At 74.6% G+C, this 12,217-nt stretch carries 9 protein-coding genes; 7 read left to right on the top strand and 2 right to left on the bottom strand.

All coding sequences use genetic code 11. The features are described from left to right. Positions 1–73 precede the first annotated feature (73 nt). The gene (locus tag OG899_RS19635; protein ID WP_168131123.1) at positions 74–1,276 is read left to right on the top strand and encodes a bifunctional adenosylcobinamide kinase/adenosylcobinamide-phosphate guanylyltransferase; all 1,203 of its coding nucleotides are present in this window, start codon (positions 74–76) and stop codon (positions 1,274–1,276) included. Between the two features lie 73 nt (positions 1,277–1,349). On the opposite strand, the gene OG899_RS19630 is transcribed toward OG899_RS19635, so the two are convergent. Continuing rightward, on the bottom strand, positions 1,350–2,432 hold the full coding sequence (locus OG899_RS19630; RefSeq protein ID WP_125500058.1) for a class I SAM-dependent methyltransferase: 1,083 nt from the start codon (positions 2,430–2,432) through the stop codon (positions 1,350–1,352). A gap of 179 nt (positions 2,433–2,611) precedes the next feature. On the opposite strand from OG899_RS19630, the gene cobT reads away from it, so the two are divergent. Beyond that, the gene (gene cobT / locus OG899_RS19625) at positions 2,612–3,787 is read left to right on the top strand and encodes a nicotinate-nucleotide--dimethylbenzimidazole phosphoribosyltransferase (protein ID WP_125500057.1); all 1,176 of its coding nucleotides are present in this window, start codon (positions 2,612–2,614) and stop codon (positions 3,785–3,787) included. Between the two features lie 80 nt (positions 3,788–3,867). Beyond that, a complete protein-coding gene (locus tag OG899_RS19620; RefSeq protein WP_125500056.1) occupies positions 3,868–4,731 on the top strand; it encodes an adenosylcobinamide-GDP ribazoletransferase in 864 nt (287 codons plus the stop codon). A gap of 111 nt (positions 4,732–4,842) precedes the next feature. Here OG899_RS19620 and OG899_RS19615 read toward each other — a convergent pair whose 3' ends face one another. Beyond that, positions 4,843–5,742: an endo alpha-1,4 polygalactosaminidase gene (locus OG899_RS19615; RefSeq protein WP_229813664.1), complete on the bottom strand. Its 900-nt coding sequence runs from the start codon at positions 5,740–5,742 to the stop codon at positions 4,843–4,845. A 467-nt stretch (positions 5,743–6,209) separates the two neighbouring features. Here OG899_RS19615 and OG899_RS19610 point away from each other — a divergent pair, with 467 nt between their 5' ends. The 4 genes from OG899_RS19610 to OG899_RS19595 all read left to right on the top strand — a co-directional run bounded on the left by OG899_RS19610 (position 6,210) and on the right by OG899_RS19595 (position 12,132). After that, a complete protein-coding gene (locus OG899_RS19610; protein ID WP_125500055.1) occupies positions 6,210–7,751 on the top strand; it encodes a leucyl aminopeptidase in 1,542 nt (513 codons plus the stop codon). 265 nt (positions 7,752–8,016) lie between these two features. Continuing rightward, entirely contained in the window at positions 8,017–9,405 is a 1,389-nt protein-coding gene (gene lpdA / locus OG899_RS19605) for a dihydrolipoyl dehydrogenase (RefSeq protein WP_406311104.1), read from the top strand. Positions 9,406–9,465: 60 nt separating this feature from the next. Continuing rightward, complete coding sequence (sucB, locus tag OG899_RS19600; RefSeq protein ID WP_168131122.1) at positions 9,466–11,292, top strand: 2-oxoglutarate dehydrogenase, E2 component, dihydrolipoamide succinyltransferase; 1,827 nt, start codon at positions 9,466–9,468, stop codon at positions 11,290–11,292. Positions 11,293–11,508: 216 nt separating this feature from the next. Then, positions 11,509–12,132: a GntR family transcriptional regulator gene (locus OG899_RS19595; RefSeq protein ID WP_125496252.1), complete on the top strand. Its 624-nt coding sequence runs from the start codon at positions 11,509–11,511 to the stop codon at positions 12,130–12,132. Positions 12,133–12,217: the final 85 nt, after the last annotated feature.

Raw genomic sequence — 12,217 nt, 5'->3', positions numbered from 1 at the left:
ATCGCGCGTCCGGCTCCTGCCCGCAGCCTAGTCGGATGCGCAAGGCCCGCGACGGCACAGGACAATCGGGTCCGTGGACGTGACTCTGCTCGGCACCGGTGCCCCCGCGGGACTGCCCCGCCCCCACTGCCCCTGCGCGGCCTGCGCGTCGGCCCTCGGCCCCGAGGCACGCACGGCGACCGCGCTGCTCGTGGACGGGGCGCTGCTGCTCGACCTCACCCCGGGGGCGGCGCTGGCGGCCGCGCGGGCCGGGCGGTCGCTGGCCGGGGTGTCGCAGGTGCTGCTGTCCCATCCGCACGACGGGCCGGCCCTGGAGGTTCCGGCCGGGCTGCCGCAGCCGGGCCGGGTGCCGGACGGCCGTGAGCTGGCGCTGCTGACCGGGCACCGGGTGCGGGCGGTGGCCCTGGACGCGCCGGGCACGGGCTACGCGGTGACCGCGGCGGACGGCACCCGGCTGCTGTACCTGCCGCCGGGGGGTGCCCCAGCCGGGGTCGAGGAGGGCGCGGCGGAGACGTACGACATGGTCCTGCTGGACGTGCTGGGGCGGCCGGACGCGCTGGCCCGGCTGCGGGCGGTGGGGTCGGTGGGGCCGACCACGGACGTGATCGCGGTCCATCTGGACCACGACACCCCGCCCGGCCCGGAGCTGCACCGGCGGCTGGCGGCGGCCGGGGCGCGGGCGGTGCCGGACGGGACGACGCTGGCGGTCGGGGCGTACGAGGACGTGCCGGACGTGCCGCGGCGCACCCTGGTGCTGGGCGGGGCGCGGTCGGGCAAGTCGGCGGAGGCCGAGCGGCGGCTGGAGTCCTTCCCCGGGGTGGTGTACGTCGCCACCGGCGGCACCCGGGGCGGGGACACCGAGTGGGCGGCCCGGGTCGCCGCCCACCGGGAGCGCCGGCCGGGCTCCTGGCGCACCGTGGAGACCTGCGACCTGGTGCCGCTGCTGGCCGAGAACGGCCCGCCGCTGCTGATCGACTGTCTGTCGCTGTGGCTGACGGACGCGATGGACGCCGTGGGCGCCTGGGACGACGCGGAGTGGGCGGGCGGGGGCGAGAAGGCGCTCCGGGAGCGGGTGGCGACGCTGACGGAGGCGGTCCGGGCGACTCGGCGGACCGTGGTCGCGGTCTCCAACGAGGTCGGTTCCGGCATCGTCCCGGCCACCGCCTCCGGCCGCCGCTACCGGGACGAACTCGGGCGGCTCAACGCCGCGTTCGCCGCCGAGTGCGAGCAGGTGCTGCTGGTGGTGGCGGGCCAGGCCCTGATGCTGCGGGGCTGACCCCGCCCGGTGCCGCACACGGTCACCCCGGTGCCGCACACGGCCACGCGCTGTCCCGCCACGCGGTGTCCTCTCACGCGGTGTCCCGGCGGGCGACGACGCGGTAGCCGTTGGACAGGCCGGGGATGCGGCGTGCCAGGGGGGCCAGGGCGTGCTCGACGAGGGCGGTGGCGTCCACCAGGGGGCTGGTCAGCGCGGACAGCAGGGTGCGCAGCACGCGGTGCGGGGTGCGCGGCGGGACGGCGCGCCAGGGGACGTCGTCCGGCGGCAGGAGGCGGGCGAGGGCGAGCGCGAGGGCCGCGGCGAGGTCGCCGGGGCGGTGGGGGCTGCGCCGGTCGGTGACCAGGACCGTGCAGCCGGCCGCCTGCAGTTCCGCGCGGAGGTTGGCCGGCGGCAGCAGATGCAGATGCCGCGGCTGTCCGTGCCCGGGCCACCATTTGCCCAGCAGCAGGGCGAACGCGCTGCGCGGGTCGGGCAGTTCGACGAGCAGATACCCGCCGGGCCGCAGGACGGTGAGCGCGCCGCGCAGCTCCGCCCGGGGGTCGGGGGCGTGGGCCAGGTGGTGGAAGATGCTGACCACGTCGTAGCGTCCGCGCAGCCGCCGCGCGATGCGCGGGTCGGCGAGATGCCCGATGTGCGCCTCCTCGACATGTCCGGCGGCGCGGGCCCGCACCACACGCGGGGTCGGGTCCAGCCCGTCGAAGGAGGTGTACGGGAAGACCTCCTTGGCCGCCGCCGGGAAGTTGCCGTGACCGGTGCCGACGTCCAGCCAGCTCTCCGGTTCGCCCACGCCCCGCATCAGCAGGGCGTCGGCCCGGTGCCGCCGGTGGCTGCGGCGCAGCGCGAGGACGGGATCGGGCAGGTTCTCCGGGTCGGTCTCGTCGTGGTCGCGGTGGTAGAAGGCGAGCCCGGCGGGGCCGAGCCGGGGGTTCTGGAAGATGTGCCCGCAGTCCCGGCACCGGTCCAGGACGAAGACGCCCGGCTTGTGCTGCAGCAGGTCGGGGGCGCGCAGCCGGGTGCACAGCCGCGCCGATCCGCACCAGGGGCAGTCCTCGCGGCGTGGTTCGTGGAAGTGGTCGGTGCCGAGGGCGAGTTCGGCGGCGTACGCGATGCGGCGCGGGTCACGGACCGGCGAGGCGTACGGCACAGACGGCATGGGCGGCTCCCGGAGGGGGCGGGGCGGGGCGCGCCCGCCGGGGACGCGCCGCTCCGCCGTGTCGGCATTTCACGGCAAAGGGAACGTATGGGATCGGGATCTTGGCCCGGAAGAGCCCGTACGGGTGTGGCGGTGACGCGGCGCGGACCGGCGCGGGGCGGGCCGGTACTGTTCCGCGAATGAGCTCGCTGCATCTCGACGACTTCACCGACCTGATCGAGCGCCCCGACGGCGGGGTGCGCCGTGACGCCGAGGCGCGCCGGGAGCGCCTGGTGGTGCCGCCCGGCGCGCTGGGCCGCCTGGACCATGTGGGTGAGTGGCTGGCCGCGGCACAGGGCACCGTGCCGGTGCGGCCGATTCAGCAGCCCCGGGTGGTGCTGTTCGCCGGCGACCACGGGGTCGCGTCGCTCGGGGTCTCCCGGCGGCCCGCGGGGAGCGCGGAGCAGCTGGTGCGGGCGGTGCTGGAGGGCGGGCGGCCGGTGTCGGTGCTGGCCCGCCGGCAGGGCGTGCCGGTGCGGGTGGTGGACATGGCGCTGGACTGCCCGGCCGAGTCGCTGCCCGCGGACGTCGTACGGCACCGGGTGCGGCGCGGCAGCGGGCGCATCGACGTCGAGGACGCGCTGACACCGGAGGAGGCGGAGGCCGCGTTCCGGGCCGGGATGGCGGTGGCCGACGAGGAGGCCGACTCCGGCACGGACACGGTGGTGCTCGGCGACATCAGCGTGGGCGGGACGACCGCGGCGGCGGTGCTGATCGCCGCGCTGTGCGGGACGGACGCCTCGGTGGTGACCGGGCGCGGCGGGGAGCCGATCGACGACCTGGCGTGGATGCGCAAGTGCGCGGCGATCCGGGACGCGCTGCGCCGGGCCCGGCCGGTCCTCGGCGACCAGCTGCGGCTGCTGGCCACGGTGGGCGGCGCCGACCTGGCCGCGACGACCGGGTTCCTGCTGCAGTGCGCGGTGCGCAAGCTGCCGGTGATCCTGGACGGCGTGGTCTCGGCGGCGTGCGCGCTGGTGGCCCAGCGGGTGGCGTTCCGGGCGCCGGACTGGTGGCTGGCCGGGCACGGCAGCGGGGAGCCGGGCCAGGCCAAGGCACTGGACCGAATGGCGCTGGAGCCGCTGCTGGAGCACGGGGTGACCGTCGGCGAGGGCGCGGGCGCCCTGCTGGCCCTGCCGCTGGTGCAGTCCGCGGCGGCCCTGGCGGCGGAGCTGCCCGAGGCACCGGTCGAGGAGGAGACGCCGGAGGCGGCCGGCGAGGCCGCCGGCGACGAGGGCGACCGGACGGTGCGGCCGGAGGCGGAGACGAAGACGGAGACGAACACGGCGCCCGAGGCGGAGACCTCCGGCGGGCACTGAGGCGCCGCGCGGAACCGGCTGGACCGGCGGGCGAGGTCCTGGTGCGCGGGGCACGGGCGGTGGTCTCGTAGTCTGCCCGGGTGTCCGCAGCCTCCACTCCTCCCCCGCCGTCCTCGTCCTCACCGTCCTCACCGTCCTCCTCGCCGTCCGCCGGGCCCGAGCGGCCGCTCCGGCCGGCGCTGCCCGGTCTGCGGTTCGCCTTCGGCACGCTGACCGTGCTGCCGGTGCGGGTGCGCCGCTGGGACCGGGACGCGGCGCGGGGCGGCATGCTGTGCGCGCCGCTGGCCGGGCTGGTGGTCGGTACCGCGAGCGCCGGCGTGGGCCTGCTGCTGCGGGTGCTGGGTGCCGGCCCGCTGCTCGCGGCCGTCGCCGCCGTGGCGGTGCCGGCGGTGCTCACCCGCGGGCTGCATCTGGACGGGCTGGCGGACACCGCGGACGGGCTGGGCAGCGGCAAGCCCGCCGCGGACGCGCTGCGGATCATGAAACAGTCGGACATCGGCCCCTTCGGGGTGATCACCCTGGTGCTGGTGCTGGCGGCCCAGGTGGCCGCGCTGGCCCAGACCTGGGCCGACTCCTGGGCGCGGGGTGCGCTCGCCGCGGTCGTCGCGGCGGTGGTGGCCCGGCTGGCGCTGACGCTGGCCGCACGCACCGGGGTGCCGGCCGCCCGGCCCGAGGGGCTGGGGGCGGCCGTGGCGGGTGTGGTCCCGCCGGGCGGTGTGCTCGCCGTGGCGCTGGTCGTCACAGCGGCGGCCGCCGCGGCGGGGGCGGCCCTGGGTCCGCGCACCGCGCTTCTCGCCGCGGGTGCGGTGCTCGCCGCCCTGGCCGCCGCCGAGCTGCTGCTGCGGCACTGCGTCCGCCGGTTCGGCGGGGTGACGGGGGACGTCTTCGGCGGTCTCGCGGAGACGGCGGCGACCTGTGCGCTGGTGCTGCTGTCCCTGGATTGACCGGCCTGACCGGAAAGAAGCGGCGCGGCCGGACCGGGACGAAGCCGCGGGCAGCAGGTGCCGGCGGCGGGCGGCGGTGCCGGGACGAAGCGGAGGGCGGCGGGTGCCGGGTCAGCAGGTGCGGCGCCAGGCCGTCAGCTCGTACGTCTTGCGCAGCGAGCTGAGCCGCAGGGCGCGGGACTGGTCGCAGTAGCGGCTGGGCGGCAGCTCGTACTCGGCGTGGAAGACCGCCTTGCCGGCGTCGGTGAAGGGCTTGAGCCGCTCGCACTCGCCGTACTGGGCGCACTGCTCGTTGACGGCGAAGTCGAAGTCGCCGACCAGCTGCGGGATCTGGTCCAGGTCGTTCTTCAGCCCGACCGCCAGACCGCGCTCGTGGGCGAGGCGGGCGATCAGCCGGTTGTAGCGCAGCTGGTCGGCGGCGGTCAGCGGGAAGCCGGTTCTGTTGCGCCAGCCGTCCATGTTGTCCGGCTCGACCGCGTCGAAGCCCTTGTCCCGGCACATGTCGAGCCGGGCCGCCATCAGCGGCTCCAGCACCTCGGTGCGGCGGATGTCGAGCCAGCGTTCGCCGGGCCAGCCGTTGCCCTCGCCGAGCACGGACGCGGGGAACTTCTCCGCGTCGGGGCGGAACTCCTCCCAGGCGCCGGTGGAGATGTAGCAGACGACCTTGCGTCCCTCGCGGTGCAGCGCGGCGACGGTCGCCGCGGTGTGGTCGAAGCCGTCGATGTCGTACACCTCGGCCGGCACGGAGGTGTCCAGACGCCCGCTGAGCTGCCACTGCCAGGTGGTGCCGGGGCGGGGCTGCCAGCGGCGTGCGGCGGACGCGGACGGCGCGGCGTCCCGGTCACGCGCCGTGCCGTCGCCTCCTTGCGCCCCACCGGAGGAGCCGGCGCATCCGGCGAGCAGGGGCGCGACGGCGAGGAGGGCGGTGAGGACGACGAGGAGAAGCGGGCGGGCGGCGGGCGGGGAACCGGGGACGGAGCCGGGTACGGAGCGCTCTGTGGTGGTGTGCACATGACGATTATCGCCGACCGGCCGCACCGCCCCGGGCACGCGGGCGTCCGTCCGGCCCGGCACGCGGGCGTCCGTCCGGTGTGCACACCAGCGCTTCTCCTCCGTGCGCGCACCGGCGGGACGGGCGCGCGCGACCGGCGGGCGGAAGCACACCGGGGCGGCAGCACCGGAGCATCCGACCAGGCGGACGGCGCACGCGCCGGGCACACGACAGCGCCTGGTCACCGGCCGGACGGCACCCCGCGCGCACCGGCCGGCGACAGCCGTCCCGCCGTCTTCACACAACCCGCACGGCTGTCCCGCACGACGACGCGCGTAGGCTCGTGGCCGGGTGTCCGCCCGTCCGGGTGAAGACCGCGCCGCAGGAAGGATCTCAGGGGAGGTCTAGGGTTCGGTGGTCGGGCCCGGTCGACCCACCCCTTTCGGCCACATCACCGCCTTTTACAGGGAAGCGAGATTTCACCACCGTGACTGCTCTCACTCTCAGCACCGCCGGGGTTTCCGGCCTGCGTGCCGACGCGCTCGTCGTCGGTGTCGCCAAGGGCTCCTCGTCCGCCTCCGGGGACCTGGTCCTCGTGCCCGGCGCCGAGGAGGTCGACGCCGCCTTCGACGGCAAGCTCGTCGACGTCCTGGACACCCTCGGTGCGTCGGGTGCCGAGGGCGAGGTGACCAAGCTGCCCGCGCCGTCCGGTTTCAAGGCTCCGCTCGTGCTCGCGGTGGGCCTCGGCACGGCGCCCGAGGAGGACGGTCGCTTCGGCCACGAGGCACTGCGCCGCGCCGCCGGTACGGCCGCCCGCGCCCTGGCCGGCGCCGAGAAGGCCGTCTTCCTGCTGCCGCTGGCCGACGCCGCCGACGCCGGCGCGGTCGGTGAGGGCGCGCTGCTCGGCGCGTACTCCTTCGACGCCTACAAGGGCGCGGGCGGCAAGGACGGCTCCGGCCGCAACGGCAAGAAGCCGCTGGGCGAGGCCGTGCTGCTCGGCGGCAACCCCCGCGACAAGGAGTTCAAGGCGGCCGTCGAGCGCGCCACCGCCGTCGCCGAGGAGCTGAACCGCGCCCGCGACCTGGTGAACACCCCCTCCAACGACCTGAACCCGGCGGCGTTCGCCGCCCTCGTGCAGGAGGCGGGCAAGGAGCACGGCCTGAAGGTGCAGGTGCTCGACGAGAACGAGCTGGCCAAGGGCGGCTACGGCGGCATCCTGGGCGTCGGCTCGGGTTCGGCGTCGGCGCCGCGGCTGGTGAAGGTGGCGTACACCAGCCCGAAGGCGACCAAGCACCTGGCGCTCGTCGGCAAGGGCATCACCTACGACTCGGGCGGCATCTCGCTGAAGCCGGCCGGCCACAACGAGACCATGAAGTGCGACATGGGCGGTGCCGCCGCCGTGTTCGCCACGGTGGTCGCCGCCGCCCGCCTCGGCCTGGAGGTCAACGTCACCGGCTGGCTGGCGCTGGCCGAGAACATGCCCTCCGGTTCCGCCGTGCGCCCCGGTGACGTGCTGCGCATGTTCAGCGGCAAGACGGTGGAGGTGCTCAACACCGATGCCGAGGGCCGGCTGGTGATGGCGGACGCGCTGTGGGCGGCCTCGCAGGAGAAGCCGGACGCCCTGGTGGACGTGGCCACCCTGACCGGCGCGATGGTGCTGGCGCTGGGCAACCGCACCTTCGCCGTCATGGCGAACGACGACGCCTTCCGCGCCAAGGTGCACGAGGCCGCGCAGGAGGCCGGTGAGGACTCCTGGCCGATGCCGATGCCCGAGCACCTGCGCAAGGGCATGGACTCCTCGGTCGCCGACATCGCCAACATGGGTGAGCGCATGGGCGGCGGCCTGGTCGCCGGTCTGTTCCTGCGCGAGTTCGTCGGCGAGGGCATCACCTGGGCGCACCTGGACATCGCCGGCCCGGCCTTCAACGAGCAGGGCCCGTTCGGCTACACGCCGAAGGGCGGCACGGGCAGCGGGGTGCGCACGCTGGTGCGGCTGGCGGAACGTGCCGCCGCGGGCGACCTGGTCTGATCGTCGTCCGGTCACCTCGAACGTTCCCCCGTTCGGCAGGACGGCCCCGGGCGCTTGCCGCGCTCGAGGCCGTTTTGTCCCCTTGCGCGGACGCGTGGTACGTCTCACACAGCGGCCCGGCGTCTCGTCCGGTTCTGACAAGTGCAAAGATGGGCGTCGGCAGGACAGGGCCCCTACCCGAGGGCCGAAGAACGAGCGGCCGGACACCAGCCGCCAACCGGTCACCGACGACCGGTGCACGGCGCACATGCATGGAGGACGTGACGTGGCGAACGACGCCAGCACCGTTTTCGACCTAGTGATCCTCGGCGGTGGTAGCGGTGGTTACGCCGCGGCCCTGCGCGGGGCCCAGCTGGGCCTGGACGTCGCCCTGATCGAGAAGGACAAGGTCGGCGGCACCTGCCTGCACCGGGGTTGCATCCCCACCAAGGCCCTGCTGCACGCGGGCGAGATCGCCGACCAGGCCCGTGAGAGCGAGCAGTTCGGCGTCAAGGCCACCTTCGAGGGCATCGACGTGCCCGCCGTCCACAAGTACAAGGACGACGTGATCTCGGGCCTGTACAAGGGCCTGCAGGGCCTGATCGCCTCCCGCAAGGTCACCTACATCGAGGGCGAGGGCCGGCTGTCCTCCCCGACCTCCGTCGACGTCAACGGCCAGCGGATCCAGGGCCGCCACATCCTCCTGGCGACCGGCTCCGTGCCGAAGTCCCTGCCGGGCCTGGAGATCGACGGCGACCGCATCATCTCCTCCGACCACGCCCTGACCCTGGACCGCGTGCCCAAGTCCGCGATCATCCTGGGCGGCGGCGTCATCGGCGTCGAGTTCGCCTCGGTGTGGAAGTCCTTCGGTGCCGACGTCACGATCATCGAGGGCATGAAGCACCTGGTCCCGGTGGAGGACGAGAACTCCTCCAAGCTGCTGGAGCGCGCCTTCCGCAAGCGCGGGATCAAGTTCAACCTGGGCACCTTCTTCGACAAGGCCAAGTACACCCAGGACGGTGTCAAGGTCACCCTCGCCGACGGCAAGGAGTTCGAGGCGGAGATCCTGCTGGTCGCCGTCGGCCGCGGCCCGGTCTCCCAGGGTCTGGGCTACGAGGAGGCCGGGGTCGCCATGGACCGCGGTTACGTCCTCGTCGACGAGTACATGCGCACCAACGTCCCGACCATCTCCGCGGTCGGCGACCTGGTGCCCACCCTGCAGCTCGCGCACGTCGGCTTCGCCGAGGGCATCCTGGTGGCGGAGCGTCTGGCCGGCCTGAAGGTCGTCCCGATCGACTACGACGGTGTGCCGCGGGTGACGTACTGCCAGCCGGAGGTCGCCTCCGTGGGTCTCACCGAGGCCAAGGCCAAGGAGATCTACGGCGCGGACAAGGTCGTCGCGCTCAAGTACAACCTGGCGGGCAACGGCAAGAGCAAGATCCTGAAGACCGCGGGCGAGATCAAGCTCGTCCAGGTCAAGGACGGTGCCGTGGTCGGCGTCCACATGGTCGGCGAGCGCATGGGCGAGCAGGTCGGCGAGGCCCAGCTGATCTACAACTGGGAGGCCCTGCCCGCCGAGGTCGCCCAGCTCATCCACGCCCACCCGACGCAGAACGAGGCGCTCGGCGAGGCCCACCTGGCGCTGGCCGGCAAGCCGCTCCACTCCCACGACTGAGCCTTCGGTCACGGGCGCGACGACACAGACTTCCGCAATTCGTTAGGAGCAACCGAAACCATGGCGGTTTCCGTAACCCTTCCGGCGCTCGGTGAGAGCGTCACCGAGGGCACTGTCACCCGCTGGCTGAAGGCCGAGGGCGAGCGTGTCGAGGCCGACGAGCCGCTGCTCGAGGTCTCCACCGACAAGGTCGACACCGAGATCCCCTCCCCCGCCTCCGGCGTGCTGTCCTCCATCAAGGTCGCCGAGGACGAGACGGTCGAGGTCGGCGCCGAGCTGGCCGTCATCGACGACGGCTCCGGCGCTCCGGCCGCCGCTCCGGCCCCGGCCGCCGCCGAGGCCCCGGCTCCGGCCCCGGCCCCCGAGCCCGCCCCGGCGCCCGCCGCCGAGGCCCCGGCCGCCCCCGCCCCGGCTCCCGAGGCTCCGGCCGCCGCCCCGGCCGGCGCTGCGCAGGGCACCGACGTGGTCCTGCCGGCGCTCGGTGAGTCCGTCACCGAGGGCACGGTCACGCGCTGGCTGAAGCAGGTCGGCGAGAGCGTCGAGGCCGACGAGCCGCTGCTCGAGGTCTCCACCGACAAGGTCGACACCGAGATCCCCTCCCCCGCCTCCGGTGTGCTGCTGGAGATCCTGGTCGCCGAGGACGAGACCGCCGAGGTCGGCGCCCGTCTGGCCGTGATCGGCGCCCCCGGTGCCGCCCCGGCCGCCGAGGCCCCGGCCGCTCCGGCGGCTCCGGCTCCGGCGCCCGCCGCCGAGACCCCGGCCGCCCCCGCCCCGGCTCCGGCCCCGGCCCCCGAGCCCGCCCCGGCGCCCGCCGCCGAGGCCCCGGCCCCGGCCCAGCCCGAGGCTCCGGCGCCCGCTCCGGCCCCGGCGCAGCCCGCGGCTCCGGCTCCGGCCCCCGCTCCGGTGACCCCGGCCCCGGCCGCTCCGGCCGCCGTCCGGCCCACCGACGAGGGCGCCTACGTGACCCCGCTGGTGCGCAAGCTCGCCGCCGAGAACGGCGTCGACCTGTCCACCGTCCAGGGCACCGGCGTCGGCGGCCGGATCCGCAAGCAGGACGTCCTGGCCGCCGCCGAGGCCGCCAAGGCCGCCGCCGCTCCGGCCCCGGCCCCGGCCGCCGCCCCGGCCCCGGCCGCCGCGAAGAAGGCCCCCACCCTGGAGGCCTCCCCGCTGCGCGGCCAGACCGTGAAGATGCCGCGGATCCGCAAGGTCATCGGCGACAACATGGTCAAGGCCCTCCACGAGATGGCCCAGCTGTCCTCGGTGGTCGAGGTCGACGTCACCAAGCTGATGCGGCTGCGTGCCCAGGCCAAGGACGCGTTCCAGGCCCGCGAGGGCGTCAAGCTCTCCCCGATGCCGTTCTTCGTCAAGGCCGCCGCGCAGGCGCTGAAGGCCCACCCGGCCATCAACGCCAAGATCAACGAGGCCGAGGGGACCATCACCTACTTCGACACCGAGAACATCGGTATCGCGGTGGACTCCGAGAAGGGCCTGATGACCCCGGTCATCAAGAACGCCGGTGACCTCAACATCGCCGGCATCGCCAAGGCCACCGCCGAGCTGGCGGCCAAGGTCCGCGGCAACAAGATCACGCCGGACGAGCTGGCCGGCGCGACCTTCACCATCTCCAACACCGGTTCGCGCGGCGCGCTGTTCGACACGATCATCGTTCCGCCGGGCCAGGTCGCGATCCTCGGCATCGGCGCCACCGTCAAGCGCCCGGCCGTGATCGAGACCGAGGAGGGCACGGTCATCGGCATCCGCGACATGGTCTACCTGACCCTGTCCTACGACCACCGCCTGGTCGACGGTGCCGACGCGGCCCGCTACCTGACCGCCGTCAAGGCGATCCTGGAGGCGGGCGAGTTCGAGGTCGAGCTCGGCCTGTGACCGGCCCGTAAGGGTCCTGTGACACCAACGGCGGTGCCCCGTCCGGAGTCTCCGGGCGGGGCACCGCCGTTCGGCTTTCGTCACGCCGTGCGTGTAAGCCTCGTCTCACCTGCGTGCAAGCCCCGGCAAGCGGCCTGAAGCCCTTGCTTCGTCCCCGTATTGTCATTACCGTCAACGCCCCCGCGGGCCGCCCGGGCCCACGCTAAGGAGCCCTTCATGACCGCGCCCGTCGTCCACTCGCTTCGCGAACAGATCCGCGAGCACATCGTGGAGGGGATCGTCAGCGGCCGCTGGAAGCCGGGCGAGCGGATCGTGGAACGCCGGATCGCCACCGAGCTGGCCGTCAGCCAGACCCCGGTCCGCGAGGCCCTGCGCGAGCTGGAGTCGCTGCGGCTGATCGAGTCGGCGCCCAACAAGGGCGTACGGGTGCGCAATCTGACCGCCGCCGACCTGGAGGAGAGCTACCCGGTCCGGGCCGGCCTCGAGGCCATCGCCGCGGAACTGGCGGCGGACCGCCTGGCCGAGGACACCTCGGCGCTGGAGCCGCACGTGGCCGCGCTGTACGAGGCCGACCGCCGCTCCGACGGCACGGCGCAGGTGCGGCACACGGTCGCCTTCCACCGCGAGATGGTGCGCGCGGCGGGCAACTCGGTGCTGCTGCACACCTGGGAGGGCCTCGGCATCGAGGTGTTCACCGCGCTGTCCATCCGCTGGCTGGGCACCGTGCAGCAGTCGTACGCCGAGGAGCACGAAGAGCTGGTGCAGGCCTTCCGGCGGCGGGACGAACGGATCGCGGAGCTGGTCAAGGCCCACGTCCTGGGCTGTGCGCCGCGTGCCTGAGGCAGCCGAGCGCGCCCCCGCTCACCTGCGAAAACAACGCCGAAACGCGGCACCGGGTGCCTGATCTGAAGGCACCGCGTGCCGA

Source organism: Streptomyces thermoviolaceus (genome assembly GCF_045209695.1).
Taxonomy (GTDB): domain Bacteria; phylum Actinomycetota; class Actinomycetes; order Streptomycetales; family Streptomycetaceae; genus Streptomyces; species Streptomyces thermoviolaceus.
This window is presented reverse-complemented; position numbering and strand designations above follow the sequence as displayed.